Source organism: Tolypothrix bouteillei VB521301 (genome assembly GCF_000760695.4).
GTDB lineage: Bacteria > Cyanobacteriota > Cyanobacteriia > Cyanobacteriales > Nostocaceae > Scytonema > Scytonema bouteillei_A.
This window is the reverse complement of record NZ_JHEG04000001.1, coordinates 6,921,591-6,938,618: the sequence shown is the minus strand read 5'-3', so window position 1 is coordinate 6,938,618 and position 17,028 is coordinate 6,921,591. Positions and strand designations below refer to the sequence as shown.

Annotated in this window: 16 protein-coding genes; 1 reads left to right on the top strand and 15 read right to left on the bottom strand. The window is 39.3% G+C overall.

Translation table 11 applies throughout. From position 1 onward, the window contains the following. Positions 1-101: 101 nt before the first annotated feature. Together HC643_RS28180 and HC643_RS28175 are read right to left on the bottom strand one after the other, a co-directional pair. Positions 102-2,897 carry a peptidase domain-containing ABC transporter gene (locus tag HC643_RS28180; protein WP_038090359.1) on the bottom strand — a complete coding sequence of 932 codons (2,796 nt, stop codon included), beginning with the start codon at positions 2,895-2,897 and terminating at the stop codon, positions 102-104. A gap of 400 nt (positions 2,898-3,297) precedes the next feature. Then, complete coding sequence (locus HC643_RS28175) at positions 3,298-3,888, bottom strand: helix-turn-helix domain-containing protein (protein ID WP_050046781.1); 591 nt, start codon at positions 3,886-3,888, stop codon at positions 3,298-3,300. 1,414 nt (positions 3,889-5,302) lie between these two features. Between HC643_RS28175 and HC643_RS28170 the strand changes: the two genes are divergently transcribed. Then, complete coding sequence (locus tag HC643_RS28170) at positions 5,303-6,166, top strand: hypothetical protein (protein WP_038090371.1); 864 nt, start codon at positions 5,303-5,305, stop codon at positions 6,164-6,166. Positions 6,167-6,350: 184 nt separating this feature from the next. Here the strand turns inward: HC643_RS28170 and HC643_RS28165 are convergent, their stop codons facing one another. The 13 genes from HC643_RS28165 to HC643_RS28105 all read right to left on the bottom strand — a co-directional run bounded on the left by HC643_RS28165 (position 6,351) and on the right by HC643_RS28105 (position 17,021). Beyond that, the gene (locus HC643_RS28165) at positions 6,351-6,707 is read right to left on the bottom strand and encodes a hypothetical protein (RefSeq protein WP_038090373.1); all 357 of its coding nucleotides are present in this window, start codon (positions 6,705-6,707) and stop codon (positions 6,351-6,353) included. Between the two features lie 496 nt (positions 6,708-7,203). Further along, positions 7,204-7,416 carry a hypothetical protein gene (locus HC643_RS28160; protein ID WP_237265958.1) on the bottom strand — a complete coding sequence of 71 codons (213 nt, stop codon included), beginning with the start codon at positions 7,414-7,416 and terminating at the stop codon, positions 7,204-7,206. Positions 7,417-7,422: 6 nt separating this feature from the next. Continuing rightward, positions 7,423-8,688: a nif11-class peptide radical SAM maturase 3 gene (locus HC643_RS28155; protein ID WP_038090379.1), complete on the bottom strand. Its 1,266-nt coding sequence runs from the start codon at positions 8,686-8,688 to the stop codon at positions 7,423-7,425. 131 nt (positions 8,689-8,819) lie between these two features. After that, positions 8,820-9,242, bottom strand: a complete 423-nt coding sequence (locus tag HC643_RS28150; RefSeq protein WP_038090381.1) for a Nif11-like leader peptide family RiPP precursor — start codon at positions 9,240-9,242, stop codon at positions 8,820-8,822. A gap of 26 nt (positions 9,243-9,268) precedes the next feature. Continuing rightward, a complete protein-coding gene (locus HC643_RS28145; RefSeq protein WP_038090488.1) occupies positions 9,269-9,739 on the bottom strand; it encodes a hypothetical protein in 471 nt (156 codons plus the stop codon). 49 nt (positions 9,740-9,788) lie between these two features. Continuing rightward, on the bottom strand, positions 9,789-10,064 hold the full coding sequence (locus tag HC643_RS28140) for a hypothetical protein (RefSeq protein ID WP_038090383.1): 276 nt from the start codon (positions 10,062-10,064) through the stop codon (positions 9,789-9,791). Positions 10,065-10,105: 41 nt separating this feature from the next. Beyond that, positions 10,106-10,471, bottom strand: coding sequence for a hypothetical protein (locus HC643_RS28135; protein ID WP_038090386.1), 366 nt, complete (start codon positions 10,469-10,471; stop codon positions 10,106-10,108). Positions 10,472-10,664: 193 nt separating this feature from the next. Further along, positions 10,665-10,901, bottom strand: a complete 237-nt coding sequence (locus HC643_RS28130) for a hypothetical protein (RefSeq protein WP_038090389.1) — start codon at positions 10,899-10,901, stop codon at positions 10,665-10,667. Positions 10,902-10,940: 39 nt separating this feature from the next. After that, positions 10,941-12,272 (bottom strand): DUF4910 domain-containing protein, encoded by a 1,332-nt coding sequence (locus HC643_RS28125; RefSeq protein ID WP_167844766.1) that lies wholly within the window; start codon positions 12,270-12,272, stop codon positions 10,941-10,943. A 31-nt stretch (positions 12,273-12,303) separates the two neighbouring features. After that, positions 12,304-12,903, bottom strand: a complete 600-nt coding sequence (locus tag HC643_RS28120; RefSeq protein WP_237265957.1) for a PIG-L deacetylase family protein — start codon at positions 12,901-12,903, stop codon at positions 12,304-12,306. Between the two features lie 50 nt (positions 12,904-12,953). Next, positions 12,954-13,751 carry a sugar phosphate nucleotidyltransferase gene (locus tag HC643_RS28115; protein ID WP_038090396.1) on the bottom strand — a complete coding sequence of 266 codons (798 nt, stop codon included), beginning with the start codon at positions 13,749-13,751 and terminating at the stop codon, positions 12,954-12,956. Then, positions 13,748-15,067, bottom strand: coding sequence for a class I SAM-dependent methyltransferase (locus HC643_RS28110; RefSeq protein ID WP_167844765.1), 1,320 nt, complete (start codon positions 15,065-15,067; stop codon positions 13,748-13,750). Before HC643_RS28110 ends, HC643_RS28115 begins: the two co-directional genes overlap by 4 nt. Positions 15,068-15,212: 145 nt before the next feature. After that, complete coding sequence (locus HC643_RS28105) at positions 15,213-17,021, bottom strand: tetratricopeptide repeat protein (protein WP_038090398.1); 1,809 nt, start codon at positions 17,019-17,021, stop codon at positions 15,213-15,215. Between the last annotated feature and the right edge of the window lie 7 nt (positions 17,022-17,028).

The window sequence follows — 17,028 nt, the reverse complement described above, 5'->3', positions numbered from 1 at the left end:
TCCCCCCGTTGAAGCAACTGCGGAGGGTTCCCCCCGTTGAGCGATGTGGCGTTTGAGGAACGAAACCCAACAAAACCGATCGGTGACCAGTGACAAATGACTCAACCTGCTTGAGTGAGTTGTTTTTGATTGAGGTAGTAATAATGTCCTTTTTTCGCGACTAATTCATCATGAGTACCGCTTTCGATCAAAATCCCCTGGTCTAACACCAAAATCAAGTCAGCATCGCGTATGGTAGAGAGGCGATGAGCAATAATCAAGCTAGTACGTCCTTTGAGAATAGTCTTCAAGTTGTTCTGAATGATACGTTCTGATTCTGCATCTAGGTGACTGGTGGCTTCATCAAAAATTAGGAACTGGGGATTACCTAACAATGCACGAGCGATCGCTAAACGCTGACGTTGACCGCCAGAAAGCATTCCGCCACCTTCACCAATTTGAGTTTCGTAGCCAAGTGGTAGTTGTCGAATAAATTCATCTGCGCCTGCTAAACGCGCCGCCTCAACAATTTCTTCTAGAGTGGCTTCTGGGTGAGCAATGCTGATGTTTTCTCGAATCGTACCGCCAAATAAGAAAGTCTCTTGGTCAACAACACCCATTTGAGAACGCAGCGATTTGAGAGAAATATTAGCTACATCGTGACCATCTATCGAGACTTTACCTGTAGTGGGAGGATATAATCCCAAGATTAATTTAGAAAGCGTAGTTTTACCAGAACCGCTACGCCCCACAACCGCTACAGTTTGATTGGGCTGGATTTCAAAGTTAATGTTTTCCAGTATGTTTGTGTCGCTTTCTGGATGGTAGCGAAATGTGACATTCTCGAAGCGAATGTGACCGCAAAGTCTTGGTAAGGACTGGCGGGGTGATAAAAGTAAATCTTCTTCTGGTTCTGCATCGAGAACATCATTAATCCGCTCGGTGGCTACAACAATTTCTTGCAATTGATTCCACAGAACTGTTAGACGCTGAAAAGGATGAATGACATTACCCAACAGCATATTGAAAGCAACAAGTTGCCCGATGGATAGTTGGTTTTGAATCACTAACCATGCTCCAAACCACAGTAATCCTGTCGTTGCCAAAGATTCGATGGTAGAACTGAAAATTTGTAGTTGGTTTGCAACGACTTGAGCGCCAAACATTTTTTTGATCAACTGATTTAGGAGTTCTTCCCAACGCCAGCGAACTGTTTGCTCAATTGCCATTGACCGGATAGAACGAATTCCCGTCAGAGATTGAATCAAATAACTGTTCTCTTCGCTTAAAGCATTAAACACCTCACGGTTGATACGGCGGAGTAAAGGCGTGGTTATCAGAGCTAATAGGAAAAAGGGTGGTATAACCAATAGCACTAGCAATGCCATTTGCCAGCTATACCAAAACATCAATCCTATATAAACAACTACTGTAAGCAAATCAAGAATTATGGACAGTGCTTCTCCCGTAAGAAAGCGCTGAATTTTTTGATTCTCCTGAACGCGAGAAATAATATCACCAACGTAACGAGACTCAAAAAAGGCTAAGGGTAAGCGGAAGGTATGTTTGATAAACCCCACCAACAAAGAGACTCCTACTCGATTTGCCGTGTGATCCAGCAAATATTGTCGTAGTCCGTTCATCGCAACGCGGAACAAACCAAAAATCACCAAGCCCAGACCAATAGCAGTTAAGGTAATGGTGCTACCTTGGATAATCACTCGGTCTAATAACAACTGTGTAAATAAAGGTGTGACCAGCCCAAAAACCTGAATAAACACAGAAGCCAAGAAGACTTCTACTAGAACAGTCGTATGTGGTTTGACTAACTCGAATAACTGCCAAAACGGCGTACTCGCTTCTTGGCTTTCTTTGAGTCGTGCTGTAGGTTGCAATAACAATGCATAACCCGTCCAACCCCTTTTGAACTCTGCATGGCTCAGCTTCCGTTGAGCAACAGCAGGATCGCCAACAATCACATATTTGGAAGTAATTTCATACACGACAATGTAATGTTTGCCTTCCCAATGCACGATCGCGGGTAGGGGTTGTTCTGCTAATTTATCGAAACTAGCTTTTACAGGACGGGTAGAAAAACCAATGCTTTCTGCTGCTGCTGCTAATGCACGCAAAGAGGCTCCACTACGGTTAACATTGGCTAATTCTCGCAATCGATTGACACTCAGGCGCTTTCCCCAATAGCGAGCAATCATCACCAAGCAGGCTACACCACAGTCTGCAAGGCTTTGTTGTTCAAAGAACGGATAGCGCCGCGTCAGTCGTCCCCATATTTGCCCTACTCTGACTTTGGGATTGGGAAAGTAAACACGCGATCTTTTTTGTTTTGGTTGTGCTATGGTCTGCGAGGGAAATGGAATGACTTTCCTTCGCTCTGTTATTGGAACAGAAGTGTAGTCATGGCTTTTTCGCTCGTCAATCTTTAAGCCAGAAGTCATGGATACATCTTGATATGATGTGTCCGCCTCTTGTTGGTAAGAATTTAGAAGTCGCTCCCAACTTTCTGCGCGAGCCAACAAGTGAGCTTGGATATTGGGATATTTACTTATTAAAATTTGCAAGATTTGTTTGTTTAGATAGCAAAGCTTCAAGTTATATGAAGCTCTAGCAGCATAGGGGCTGAAATTCTCGTTTGGAAAAAGAGTCACTTCACCAAATGATGCTCCGACTTCGAGGGTGGAAATTAAATTACCAGAACTATCTAGCAGTCTTACTTTTCCAGTAAGGACTATATAAATTCCAGTATGAGTATTTGTTGAGTGCCAAAACTGCTTTGCTGCTGGTGGTTCTACGATCTCTACCATTGTCTGGTATGAAGCAAGTTCTTGTTCTGGAAGTTTCTCACCTAAGATACTGATAAGTTGTTGACCGAGTTGTTGTAAAGAAAACTCTGATAACATATTGGTTAATGGTTAATTGTTAATGGTTAATTGTGAGTGGTCAGCGGTTAGTTGTTATTTGTTAACTACTAACGACTTACGACTATCTACTAACCACTGACTAGTACAGGTTGGCGTAAATAAAGCAACCATTAGTAACAAGCAAAAAGCTGTCAATCAAAACTTTGGCACCTTCTGCCACGCTCTTACGCGTATCTCAGGAGCACAGACGCTATGTGCAAGCACACGCTCCACGATGCGAAGCTATGCCCGCAGGGCTATACGCCAGTCGCTTACGGCGGGAAACCCGCCTGCAGCACTGGTCTCACCGCCTGTAGGACTGGACTCACCACTTGCTGAAGCCTGTGGAACCCGTCCACTGTAGTGGCTCCTCTGACGAGCGGACTTCTGCCTTCGTGTACTAGTTATGCTGAATTAAATTGAATGACCAATGGAAACTTGGCTCAACGTTGGATTGCAAGTCATCGATCGCGATCGCTGCATCCTTAGGCTGGTTTCTGACTGCTTTGTTAGAAGAGCTTTTTTGTTTTTTGGAAAGTCCCATTTTTTTCAGCAAGCGATTGATATGGCGATCGCTAATTTCAATGCCCAATTCTTGAGCTAGATGTTTGCTTAACCATTGAGCAGTCCACGTATCAAATCCATATCCATACTCGCGAGGGCTATATCTCACCAATTCTTTTAATCTTTCAATGTATTGGTCATTAACTGTCTTGGGTCTGCCTTTCGGTTGTTCTTGCCATTTATGTGCTAGCCCCGCTTTTGCCACAGTGCTCCAGTAACGCGCCATTTCTTTTGAACAACCTAATATCTCGCAGATTTGAGTTTGCGATTTCCCCTGGTCTGCCATTAACATAATTTCCAGCCTTCGACGGTATTCTGGCTGTAAATTTGTTTGTAAATTCTTAATTAGAATTTTGCGCTGAAAAGGTGTTAAAAATTTATAGCACACCTGACCATCTATTGCAATCTTCTTGTCTACATTCTTCATGTTTTACTAATGGTTTTCTTCCATTGTTGGGAATAATTTCACTTGGGAATATTCCTAAAAACATCAATATAGCAATCCTAAATTATTTATCAACAATTTTAGGTACTGTATGGTATGCAATGCCCACATCGTATTTTTTAGTAGGCAATGCCATTCAACTTGTTTTTTATAAATCAAATAGGATTGCTGTATATAAGAATAACTACAGCAAATTATTAGCTATGTGAAAACGTAGTGTACCAAGTCTTTATGGTTCCAAAGCCTACCCTTAAGTACCAAAATTGTGGCTCTTGTTTGCAACCTTAAAGAATTGGTTTGAATACGCAAACTCTGATGAAATTTGAAATCCCTGAAAGATAATTTCAATGACGAAGCAACATTTCTTGAGTCTGTGTATCAAACTACTGTTCACTAATAGTAAAACTTCTTAGTACTTAGTCAAGGGTTTCTGCCTTTAAAAAAACAATCTTCATCAAATCTTTAAATTCTCTTTATATTAAGTTTAAAATAAAAATTATATAAAAAAAATGTGGTTGTATAAAAATTTTCTCTTCTTAAAAAAGGGCTACGGTGGTGTACGCATCTTTAGAGAGCCCCCAAAACCCCCCAATTTATCGGAGGACTTGAAGAAATTTCCCCCCTTTTTAAGGGGGGCTAGGGGGGGATCGAAACTGTCAGAAGGCATTTTAGGAGACTTTTGTGTACGCCGTAGTTAAAAAAGGGAGGTTTAGGATTGCGTAAAATAACGCTAAAACCTCGGTATATCGGCTAGGTATTATAGACTTGTGTATACACTGTAGGGAACGCCTCTGTTGGAGATTCTGTACAGGTAAAGAAAATTAAGGATGGCTGATTCCTATTGAGATAACGTGAAAAGACGATTTTCTCCTTGTATAAGGAACTGAGAATCCTAATTTTCCCCCTTTCCAAGGGTAGGGCTGTTTCATTCTTCGTAGATAAAACTTGAAAACCTCAAAGCATCGTTTCCAGTTTGTGAACTATCCCAGGTAAAGAACGGACAAATAAGAGTTTGAGGTTTTTTCTTTGGAAAATGAAACAGCCCTAGGGGACTAAGGGGGGTAGATTCGACGCTACAACCTCAATATTTCAGAAATTTGTATTAAATTGATGAGTTTATAAAAATTTGATAAAAAAACTTTTGTGTAAATTTGACAATATATTATGGAAAGTTTACACGAGACATAGTTTGAGAACAGTAGTATAGTTACGTAAGTAAAAATTGACCTCCCAGGGGTACATAGTATTTACCACAGTCTTTTAGCCATAAAGACTGATACAAGCATTCTTTGTTTGAAGAAAAATTGTTTGGCAATAGGTTCGGAGTGAGCTAGGTATTTTCCTGGCTTACAGGTTGAGATTGCCAAGTTTTGCATCCATTCAAAATTACATACAGATGAGAACTATAAACCCACACTTACAAAGAGCAAAGCACTTTTTGCTGTTTGCGACTCCTGCGATCGCAGGTTCTGTATTAGCCGTATCACCTAGTTATGCTGCTACCTTTGCAACGTCTCAAGGCGAATCACTCTATATCAACTTCAGTCAAAAACCCTTTTTGACTGATAGTGTAGCTGACACTGACACACTGGCTGTTTCAAAGCAAGGTTTGGTAAATGCTTTTGCTGACGCGCAAGCAGGGTTTCTGACGGAACCATCCTTCGCATCTACTTCATCTTTAAGTACAGCCTTAGGTGAAACGAGAAATTACTTGGGATTGGCAAAAAGTGAAACTATAGTTCGCGGCTTCTTCAATGTAGAGGCAAATACACCCTTTCGTTTTGATTTTACAGCTAATTTAGATCTAGAAACATCAATAGACAATCCTCCTGGAGAAAATGCAAGAGCAGCTGGAGATATATTTTTAGCCTTAGTTGACACAGAGCGAGAGCGTGTTTTAGATTTCTTTAGCCTTGTGGGAAATTTAAATACTCTTGGAGACGACGATTTCCTTGCACTGGATAAAAGTGAAAATATTACCTTCCTTGAGCCAGAAAGTGAATATAACTATAGCTTTGGAGGCAACAATGAATTTATTACGGCGTCTGTTAAAGGTTCTTTAAACCGAGAGATAACTCAAGACACAGTTTTAGCACTAGTGGAAATTAGGAGAAATCAGGCTAAAGTGCAAGCACCTGAACCTTCAAGTATCCTTGCTTTACTTGCGCCAAGTGCAGTTGTTAGCTTAGTATTAAAGGGTAAACGCAAAGGAAAATCTTTAGAATCCTCTTCAGAGTCAAAAGTGTCTGCAGAGGTTTAACGTCAGCACCCCGCACTCAAGAGATGAGGCTTCGTGCCTCAGCATTTTAATGAAAGTCAGTGCGATCGCAAAGTTTGTTTATGAGTCCAAAAACTTCAGCAATCGCATTGACAATACATTCAAATAGCGACTCTGAAAATTTGCGAGATGCACCCGTCTCAAGTCTGATTTTAGTTAAGCGCATTTATCCAGGAATATCGATTCCTACTGCAAGAACAACACCTCCCGCTCTAGCCCTAGGACCATTATCGGTGGAATAATTTTTCCCAATAACAAAATTGATATCTCCGTTAGCAGATCCGGAAACAGAAGTCACAGCACTAGCATCTTGTGAATCCACTGCAGATGCTTGAGCATAACCAATACCGATAGCCAGAGAACCATTATTACCCAACGGTAGAGCAAAGGATTTAGTTACAGCCTTAGTTTGGGTATAGTCACCAGAAGCTGTAGCATTCGTGCTAACTGTAGCTCCAGCACTTCCTAAAATTGCATCATCTTCAGAAAGAATATCTAAATGACTTAAATCAGAGATAATCATAGCTAGAAATACTTTTCCTAAATTCTCGATCTTGGCATTTTTATTATTACATATTTATTATAATTATTTTGTATTTCTTTTATAAGAAATTACTTAAAATAGTAATTCATAATAACTTTAATTTCAATAAAATTTAGAATTGTTTAAATTAAAAAAATTAGTAAATTTATTTCGCTATAACGAGGATATTTGAAAAGTGTTTAGTTACCATTTTTATACATTATTACCCCCCTTAGTCCCCTCTAGGAAAGGGGGGAAATAAGAAAAACTTAGTTCCCTCCCTTTTGCAAGCTCTGGGTTAGGGTGGTGTAAAAAATATTTAATCCATCAATCATGACTTTTCAAGCATCCTCATTATGGCAAAGTCAAAGTGAGCACTTTAAATGTGCTAAAACTTTATTGACCTCATCCTCTAATCCCATCTTCCCTGGGGAAATAGAGAATAAAACCCATGCATTTGGGAAGGAAAGATTTCATATTGATGGTAAAGTTTTCATCACGAATACTTCGACTCTTTAAGATTTTTAGAATCTTTATAAATCTGTTCTATTTTATCTAAAGCTTGCTTGGCTTTAAAAACTTCTTTTAAATGGCTTAATTGCCTGTTCCAAGCTGAACGAGGAAGCAGAGGAGTTTTTTCTAATTCATCAAAAGATGAATCAACGTCGGTGTTTTTTTCTTGAATTTTGAGAATTTCTATATTTTCCATCACGAGCTATTGCTCCATCAATGAGTAAGAAATTTCGGGTTTGTTCTGCCAACTTTCAGACCACTGAATATTATCAGCACAAAAGTTTAATGGATCGTTTTCTGGTAGAGGAGTACTTATAGGCTCCACAATTAGCTCAAATTCACCATTATCAAAGGGTAGTCCTTGTGCTTTCACTTTAGGAATAACACGCTCTCTCAAACCTCGTTCTTGATAAACAAGAGCGCGATGATGACAGTAAGGATTATTACCTCTGCGATCGAAGAAAACATGAGCCGTCCAACTGCAACCTCCACGGCAAAGTTCTGCATATTCGCAGGTTTTACAGAAACCCCATAGATGTTTTGTGCCTTCAGGCGTTCCTGCTCCCAGATTTAAACGCAGTTGTGCTGAATTTTCAATAATGTCATGCAAAGAATGCTCTCGAATATTACCACCTGTGTAGGCGGTAGTAGGTAATGAGGGACAACCTTTGATTGCTCCGTCGGCTTCAATTCCCAGAGTGGAAAGCCCTGCACCACAACCTTGCCAAAATGAGAATTCATGCTCGTTTCCCCGTCCCCGTAACAGCCGTTCGTAAGGACCATAGTAACCAATATTATTTCCGGCTTGGAGTTGAACTCCTTCCTGGTAGGCGCGACGGGCGACACGAGCTAGCATGGGGTAGATATCCAGTAGTTCATGGGGTTGAAGGAGTATGTCCGCATTATCGGCTGCATTACCCATGGGGACGGTGAGTTGAATTTGCCATGCACGAGCACCAGCATCACGAATGCATTCATAGATACAAGGAAACTCAGGCGCTGACAAGCGGTTTATTTGGGTGTTGCAACCGAAGGAAATACCAACTTCTCGTAAATGGCGCATGGTTTGAAAAGCATATTTCCAAGAACCTTTCCTTCCTCGCAGGCGATCGTGAGTTTCTTCTAAGCCGTCAATGGAAACGGAAACAGTGCGAATTCCCGCTGCCTTCATTTTACGTGCAGTTTCTAATGAAATCCCATAACCGCCAGTAGTCATACCACATAACATACCTGCCTCGTTAATAGCTTTGGCAATTTCCAACCAATCTGGACGCAAAAATGCCTCACCACCGATGAGAGTAACTTCTTTAATCCCAACTTCTGCCATTTGTTTGACAAGATCTAAAGCTTCTTCTGTTGAAAGTTCTTTAGAGCGAGTATTTCCAGCACGGGAACCACAATGGCTACAAGCTAAATTGCACTTTAAAGTAATTTCCCAGACTGCATAACTTTTGCGATGATATGCCATAATAATTATTTGTTATTTATCGTTTGTCATTTGTCATTTGTCGTTTGTAATTTAAAGATAAGTCACCAGTGACCAGTAACTAATGACCACTGACCAATGACAAATGACAACCCTAATAAGTCAGCTTAGGGCTATTGTAGTTCTGATGGAGCAACGACTCCGTATAGCGCTTGTACGGGTGGATCGATAACTATGCCGTACATCGGTTGCGGGTCAATTGGCTTTGGTTTTATACATGGTTTTAGACATCCTTTCGGAGGCCAATATATAACGCCGTATAATGGTTGAATAACTCTATCATTGATGCTTGTAATACCACCAAAAGCTCCTACTAATTCCTCTTCGCTAAGTTCGTGAAACTCACCTAATTCTTTCAACTCTAATATTTGAATAGCGGCTGTTTCAAATTCTTGTTGAGAAAAGTTATAGCCACCATTTTCTAGAGCTTTTTTAACTTCTTCCGCTTTCCCGCTCATGAGTTGAGTTCGGAAGGCTTCGTCTTTAACTAGTTTGACAAGAAAGTCTTTGACTTTTTCAAAAATTTCTAGGGACATGATGATTCTTTCCTGGGAATGAGGTTTTACTCCAATGAAGATTGAAAATTAATGGAAGGATCTGTAGCAGGATTTGCTGCTTGACGTAATTGTTCGGATGAAGAATAGTTATCTGTCACAATTTGCGGACATCGCATACAAGCTGCTTTGCCTTCTTGCTGCCACCATCGACAATTTCGGCGGATAGAACAGGGTGGTAGTTCTTCTACTACCGCAGGCAATTTTTCGACAATCCGCATTGATAGACGACAGTCTTTGCCATCAAAATGCTGACAGCCTGATTCCGCGCAGGATGCTGCAGTTCGGAAAATCTCTGCGGGTGTAACCGATCCAGTAGCCTTTGCCATCAGTTCATCTGTAACGGGCAGGGGCTTTTTGAGATAGGCTATACGAGGTGCGATCGCTGTTCCAGCAACTATGCCAAAGACAACACCATTTACGGATTCGGGTCTAGCACTAGGACAAAGAGTTGTTTGCTTGGGAGTAATGTCTTCCATTAATTTAGCCTCCATTGAAAGAGCATCTTTAACACTTGAAGGCAAAAAATTAAGCAAGTTTATTGTAATCCTGTGCAATCAGTCCCACTATAAGCGGCGGACAAATTGGTTTAAACCCTGCTACTGTTGGTGGAGTCTTAGTGTTTATAGATTTTACATCTGTACTAATTGTCGCGCCACCAGTAACTTTTGTAGCTTCGTCATCAGATAAAGCTAAACAATCCTCTCCCTCTACTAATCCTCTTCGGATCGCCGCATTAGTAATGGCAAGATCGATTAGGTCATTAATTTCCATTTGATGGTTAGATATTTTGTTGTCTTCCATGTGTCTATCCTGGGTGATTCAATTAAGCCGAAATTGTGTTTTTAGCTTGGAGAAGCGAGAGTAATGGGTTTTACAGTAATCTGACTGATGGAGATCGCACTAGTACTGTTATCAGCAGAATAACCCTCAGCCTTGATTACAGTTTTTGTACCTTCAGCATCTCCAGAAACACTCACTGTAGCTGTAGCATCAATTAGATCGGAGCCTAGTGCTATAACAAAACCTTTACCTTTAGCTATAACACCATTTTTAAGTAACTCTTTAATAGAGATTGTGCCAGTTGCGCTAAGGATTTTTAACTTATCATAAGCTGTTTCTCCAACAACGAATAAGATTCCATTACTACCACCTATAATTGCAGCGTCTTCAAAAGTGGTTTCCAGATGACTTAAATCAGAAATAATCATAGTGAAAATGTAAGGTGTAAAACAAAGTTGATTGAAATATACTCAAGAGTTCAATTTGTGTCTGAACTCTTGAGTTTTTATTAACTGGCTTGTCGGTGAGAAAGATAGCTATTAAGGCTTGGTGTCTTGTTTTCAGTTTGAACTTATTAAGATTCAAAAACCATGTGAATGATACAGAGTATCCATGTTTTTGTTATTGATGCTTGTTGATAGAAATAGAAGCAGCCTGTGAAGATTTTGCAGAGTGACCGCTAGATGAAATATTAACGGAAATATTTTGACTAGCCTGAATTTGATTATCCTCGACTGACCAATTTTGATGAATTTCATTTTGACCATCGCCAGATGTCTTGGCAATACTTCTTAGGTCAACAATAGTTTTACCATCTGGTGAAACTATCCGTTTAAATATAACTTGTTTGCGTTCCATGATTTTACCACCTATTGTACTCAAGTTGTGTTCAAAAGCTCAAAGAATTTTTAACAAATCGTGTTTCAGCAATGCATCAGCAGCATACTTGATTTCATCAAATGTTATTCCGGATTTTTGAGCAATATCCAATAGTGTATGATGTCCATCAGACAAATTCAAAACCCATAAAAGTGCCATTTGATTTAGCTCATCATTTTTATAACCTCCGACTGCTTTGTATAAACCTCTTTTACCCATTTGTGGTTCGCATTTAGGATTTTGATTGAGATAAATCTTATTATTGTCGAGGATAGATAATATTGATATACATTTAGATAATGAATCAGCAAGGTATTGGGGTTGTATAAAATCCAAATTATCTGCTGATGTGTGATATTCAGGAAAACTGCCGTGTGGCGATCTCATTAAGCAACCAACAGCTAAATTAAATCCTGGAGAGCAGTATTGTCGCTCATCATACCCATAAGGAAAGAAATCTATAACTTTAGAATCTTTTGTTGTGTTATTAAGAATATAAGTTACAATTTTATCGATTTCAGTATCGCCTCGGCGGCTTTTTTTGTAAGTAAATTTTCCTGCATCACCCAAACATGTCAAAACTAAACCGTGTTTGATTTTGGATACATTTATCTCATTTAAAGCTAGCCAGGTAATTGAACCAATAGTTCCCGGAATGAAAAGAAATCTGTAAGAATAGTATGGCGTAACTTGGTTAATGTGTTTTGCTAAAGAAACTGCGATCGCTATTCCAGATAAATTATCGTTACAAAGTGAAGGATGACAGATATGGCAAGAGATTAACACTTCATCTGAGCTTTCTCCAGGAATAAAGTATTCACCATAAGTCAGATAACCGGGTTCAAGGGAAGAATCAATAAAAACCTCATATTCGTCATCTTGAAGTTCCAAGTATTGTTGGTGAGTTAAGCAAAATCCCCAGGTTTCCTTATAGTATGAAGTCCGATATGGAATCCAAGTAGGGTGTTCTGGAATTGTAAACAAATGATCTGTTAATTCTTGAAGATTTACTTTCTTGTGAATTGGAATACTGTAATTAAGAATATGCAGGTTTGAGTTAGCAAATTCTAAAATTTTTTCGCCTTTGGAATTTTTAATATAAGCATCTTTGATATTCCATTCTTTAGGAACAGTCCAATCAAAAACCTGAGTCCCTGTTGGAATTTCATGGATTTTTAAAGGAATATCTTCTTGAAGGAGTTGCAGAGTTTTGCGAGTACCATTTCCTGTAATGCTGCGACAAATTGGATAAAGCTTACAGATGAATTGATAAAGTTCATTTCCCATGCTGTTATCATCAGATTCGTCATAGGAAAATGTTATCGTTTTTGATAGCTCAGCTTCAGGCATAGGTCAATTTCCTAATGATGTAAAACCTTTTTTAAAAAAAGATTTTTCTACAGTAAAATCCTTCTGCGTATTGACTCGGAGAATTAGACTCAATCCCTCGAATCCTTAAAATTGAACGAAAAGTTTCTTCCGTAAACCATTGTTTATTCTTTTGTGAGATAAATGCATCTTGAATATACTGAATTTTACGGCAACACAATGCTTCATCTAAATGAACAAAGAAATTGGGAATACCTAAATCGCCATCATATTTTGGAATTTCATATTCTAAAATTAAGTGATTTCTAAAGGTATTCCAAGTTAGCTCGGAAATTAAGCGATGATCTTGATGGCGATCGTCGCGGTAGTGAGTAAAAATTATATCTGGTGAAAACTCTTTCTTTAACTGCTCAAAGCACTCTTTCACATCTAAGCCATGAAAAGGAAGAAATCCGTCTCGAAAATTTTTTACGAGTACTTTTTTAGTCTGTACTTCTTTTAAAAAAGTATTAGCGCTGTCACGTGCTTCCTTTTCTCTTTGCTCATTAGAACTGAAAACGACCCAGTAAAGGATAATATTTTGATATTTTTCGATCAGCTTTAAGATTGTACCCCCACAGCCAATTTCAATATCATCACAATGAGCACCCAAACAAAGAATCTTGTACTCCGAGCAATCTGCTTTATCAAAACTAATGCTTATCATGCACGAGATACCTCTAGTTGTTTATCTCTCCATACCTCCCAAGGTCTTTCACCACGAGCATACATATCATCCAATTGTTGTTTCTCTTTAAAAGTATCCATGACTCCGAAGAAGCCAGTATACTTGTAAGCAAAAAGTTGTTCTCTCTTTATCAATCTTTGGAAAGGTTCGAGCACTAGTTCTTCTCCTTGATTAATAAATTGAAAAACTTCTTTTTTAAAAATAAAGTATCCCCCATTAATCCAGATGTCACGATGCTTAACATCTTTGATATCCCGTACCAAACCTTGTTCATCTAAGTCAACTAAGTGAAAGGTTTGGCTTGGTCTTACACATAAAAAACTCGCAATTTTATCAATTTTATAAAAATGATCGATGTAAGTAGGTAAATGCAAATCTGTCAAGCCATCACTGTAGTTAGCTAAGAAAACATCTTCTCCTTCTAAATATTCTTCAACTGCCTTAAATCTTTGACCTATATTAGCAGTTAAACCAGTGTCTACAAAAGTAATATTCCAGTCTTGAATGTCACGATTAAATAATTTAATATCACCTCCATTTGATAAAGTGAAATTATTAGAAATCCATTCATTATAATTCAAGAAATAGCTCTTAATTGTGTCAGCCTTGTAACCAAGACACAAGATAAAATCTTTATGCCCGTAGTGGGCATAGTATTTCATGACGTGCCATAAGATCGGTCTATACCCAACATTAACCATCGGTTTGGGAATGGTTTCTGAATAGTCTCTAATTCTCGTTCCCAAACCACCACAAAACAAAACAACTTTCATTTTTTATATCTCCGTTTTTCAAAAGATAAATTCTTATTAAAAGATCTGTTGTTAAGCAAAATTTGAACTTCTGGAATGGGAACTACAAATTGACCACCCCAATCTCGAATGTAAGACATCTGTACCATAATTTCGTCCTTTAAATTCCAAGGCAAAATTAATACATAGTCTGGTTTAGTTTCTTGAATTTTATCTGGGTGAAAAATGGGAATGTGAGTTCCGGGTAAAAATAAACCTTGTTTGTAAGGGCTACGATCTACTGTGTAGTCAAGAAAATCAGTGCGGATACCACAGTAATTTAAAAGAGTATTTCCTTTTCCAGGAGCGCCATAACCCACAATGGATTTCCCTTCTCTTTTTACTTTAATCAAAAAATCGAGTAATTTACGTTTAGTTTCTTTAACTTGTTCGCTAAAAGAAGAATAGTAGTCTAAATTTGTAACGCCAGATGTTTCTTCTCTATGTCTTAGTTCTAAAACTTTCTGGGTAATAGGTTTAGAAAAATCTTCATTGTGACGAGCATAAATCCTTAGAGAACCGCCATGGGTAGATAATTCTTCAACATCAAAGATAGTTAAACCATGAAAAGCAAAAATCTTTTCTACAGTTATGAAAGAAAAATAAGAAAAGTGTTCGTGATAAATCGTGTCAAACTGATTTTCTTCTTTTAATCGCATCAAATGCGGAAACTCCATGGTAATTACGCCCTGTTCTTTGAGTAGAATTTTCAATCCTTTGACAAAATCATTCAGATAGGGAGTATGAGCGAGGACGTTGTTCCCAATTAGTAAATCAGCTTGTTTTCCTTTAGCCAATTGTTCCCTTGCCGTTTCTTCTCCAAAAAACTTTACGACTGTGGGAATACCTTTCTTAATGGCTACTTCGGCAATATTTGCAGCTGGCTCTATTCCGAGTGCAGGTATATCTTTAGAAACAAAGTATTGTAGTAAGTATCCATCATTACTAGCTATTTCTACTACCTGACTCTTATAGTTTAATTGAAAACGCTCTACTGCCATGTCAACATAGTTCTTGGCATGTTGTAACCAGGTTTGAGAATAAGAGGAAAAATAGGCATAGTCACTAAAGATATTTTCAGGACGAATATACTCTTGAAGTTGTACTAAAAAGCATTTTTCACAAACATAAGCATGGAGTGGATAAAAAGGCTCCATTTCGTTTAGCTGTTCTAAACTACGATAACTTTCGCAAGGAGGAGACATACCTAAATCTACGAAAGTATGGTTTAACTCAGAGCTACAAAAGAGACAGCCACCATAAGATTTTTGGTTATTTGTTATTGTTTTTTTGTTCATAAACTTTGATGAGAGATGATAGGTAGTTAAAGTCATATAGCTCCTATTTGAATTACAAACACTTCATGAGGGCAGGGGGTAGGGAAAAGTATTGTTTATAAATCAAATAGGATTGCTATATATAGCAATCCTCTATTAAATATTTTTAAACACTATTGACAGGTAATGAGAACAATCTGGAAACAATTTCTTCTCGCAGCGGAGCCAATTCATCTTGAGTTAACCAGGCGAATAAGTTTGCCACTGCTTGTGGAGAAGAGTCTATTTTAAGGGTTTCTTGAAGTACGTGTAAAGCTCCAGTCAAATTTCCAGCTTTAAGAGGAAGACTTGCCCTTGACAAACAATAGTGGAAATTGTGGTGGCGAGCTTTGGCAGTAATTTCAATCCGATGCTCAGCCGGAAGATAAGTTTCAGAAACCTCAATTGCACGGCGGATAGCTCTTGCCATCTTTCCAGAACGCATATTTTCAGGTGACATTCTTTGGGTATGCTCGCGGTAACATGCCAGGATACCGGGTTCGTACCACCAATCACAAAAAGCAGCAAAGCGCTTAAAAATTTCCCAATCAGCAATTTCAGGTAACTCTGGATAATATCCTCCCAATCGTTCGTAAGTTGTCCGACGCACAACCATAGCGGGAATTGTGACTAAGCCACATACACCAATGTGGGACAACCAAGAGTGCATAATGCCTCGATGCTCTCCATATAAAGAAACGACTTCTCCAGGCTGAATAGTTTTTCCGTCCTCGTTGATATATTCAAAACCCGTACAAGCAACGCCAATTGAATCAGGGCACGCTTCTAAACTCTGTTGTAGGCGAGAATAAAAACCCGGAAGAACACAATCATCGTCATGAAGCACGTGAATCCAGCGACCGCGACTCAGGGCAATGCCTATATTATGATTTGTGATAACACCTAAATTTTCTGGGTTTCTGTAATAGCGGATGACTCCTCCCCCAATGGAATTCACCATTTCAAAGAGTGGTGTTGTACTGCCATTATCCATCACCAAAATTTCCATCTCCTCTTCCCCTTGCCATTGCATCAACACGCTCGCCAAAGCTTCGAGGAGATAGTCAATGCGATTGTAAACGGGAATTATTACACTCCAGAATGGTCGCGGTTTTTCAGGGTTTGCTACTAGAGGAATGGTAGGAAATTGATACGCTCCGACAGTGACTTCTCCGAAAGTAACGGGTGGGGTCACGGGGATAGTTTCCGGGCTTTGGTAGGTGGCGACTGCTTCTGCATACCGGGGATTGAGGCGTTTTAATCCCTCGCGATAAACAGCTATGGCTTGGGAGAAATCTTTTTGCTGTTGGTAGATCTTACCGAGGTTGATGTAATATTGTCCTTCTTCGGGAGCAAGTTCTCGAGCCTGACGATAGTAAGCTTCCGCCGTCTTCAAATCGCCTGCTCTTTCCCGGATCTCTCCCAACTTGTGATTTAATTGTGCGTAGTAGGTTTGTTCGTCCGAGGACAGCTTTCCTTGGGCAAACAATGCATTTCCCAAATTGGCCTCAGCTTCGGCACATTTGGGCTGAAGATCTAAGGCTTTTTGATAACAGGCGATCGCTTTTTCCCATTGATCCATTTGTTGCAAAGCGTAACCCAAATTGTTGTAAATTGGTACTAAGTTGGGTTGCAGAGCTAAGGCGTGATGATAAGATTCTACGGCTTCAGCAAAACGACTTTGAGACAGATGCAAATTACCGAGGTCGAACCAAGTTTTGACTGAGTTTGGTTGAAAGTCCAAAGCAGCTTTCAGTAACTCTTCAGCATAATGAAACTGCCCTGTTTGTTGTGCTACAATGCTTAGCCCGTGCAATGCTTCTAACCGATCGGGCTGTTCTGCGAGTACTTGACGGTAACATTGCTCCGCTTGGTCGAGACAGTTGGCTTGATGATGTTGGATTGCAAGTTGAAGAGCTTCGGTAACGCTTGTCATATCAAGT

What these genes read in the sequence shown, in the direction of transcription:
- HC643_RS28115 (WP_038090396.1), bottom strand. Translation starts at nt 13,751, where the DNA reads ATGAAAGTTGTTTTGTTTTGTGGTGGTTTGGGAACGAGAATTAGAGAC.
- HC643_RS28125 (WP_167844766.1), bottom strand. Translation starts at nt 12,272, where the DNA reads ATGCCTGAAGCTGAGCTATCAAAAACGATAACATTTTCCTATGACGAA.
- HC643_RS28110 (WP_167844765.1), bottom strand. Translation starts at nt 15,067, where the DNA reads ATGAACAAAAAAACAATAACAAATAACCAAAAATCTTATGGTGGCTGT.
- HC643_RS28105 (WP_038090398.1), bottom strand. Translation starts at nt 17,021, where the DNA reads ATGACAAGCGTTACCGAAGCTCTTCAACTTGCAATCCAACATCATCAA.
- HC643_RS28155 (WP_038090379.1), bottom strand. Translation starts at nt 8,688, where the DNA reads ATGGCATATCATCGCAAAAGTTATGCAGTCTGGGAAATTACTTTAAAG.
- HC643_RS28165 (WP_038090373.1), bottom strand. Translation starts at nt 6,707, where the DNA reads ATGATTATCTCTGATTTAAGTCATTTAGATATTCTTTCTGAAGATGAT.
- HC643_RS28145 (WP_038090488.1), bottom strand. Translation starts at nt 9,739, where the DNA reads ATGGAAGACATTACTCCCAAGCAAACAACTCTTTGTCCTAGTGCTAGA.
- HC643_RS28175 (WP_050046781.1), bottom strand. Translation starts at nt 3,888, where the DNA reads ATGAAGAATGTAGACAAGAAGATTGCAATAGATGGTCAGGTGTGCTAT.
- HC643_RS28150 (WP_038090381.1), bottom strand. Translation starts at nt 9,242, where the DNA reads ATGTCCCTAGAAATTTTTGAAAAAGTCAAAGACTTTCTTGTCAAACTA.
- HC643_RS28140 (WP_038090383.1), bottom strand. Translation starts at nt 10,064, where the DNA reads ATGGAAGACAACAAAATATCTAACCATCAAATGGAAATTAATGACCTA.
- HC643_RS28160 (WP_237265958.1), bottom strand. Translation starts at nt 7,416, where the DNA reads ATGGAAAATATAGAAATTCTCAAAATTCAAGAAAAAAACACCGACGTT.
- HC643_RS28130 (WP_038090389.1), bottom strand. Translation starts at nt 10,901, where the DNA reads ATGGAACGCAAACAAGTTATATTTAAACGGATAGTTTCACCAGATGGT.
- HC643_RS28135 (WP_038090386.1), bottom strand. Translation starts at nt 10,471, where the DNA reads ATGATTATTTCTGATTTAAGTCATCTGGAAACCACTTTTGAAGACGCT.
- HC643_RS28170 (WP_038090371.1), top strand. Translation starts at nt 5,303, where the DNA reads ATGAGAACTATAAACCCACACTTACAAAGAGCAAAGCACTTTTTGCTG.
- HC643_RS28180 (WP_038090359.1), bottom strand. Translation starts at nt 2,897, where the DNA reads ATGTTATCAGAGTTTTCTTTACAACAACTCGGTCAACAACTTATCAGT.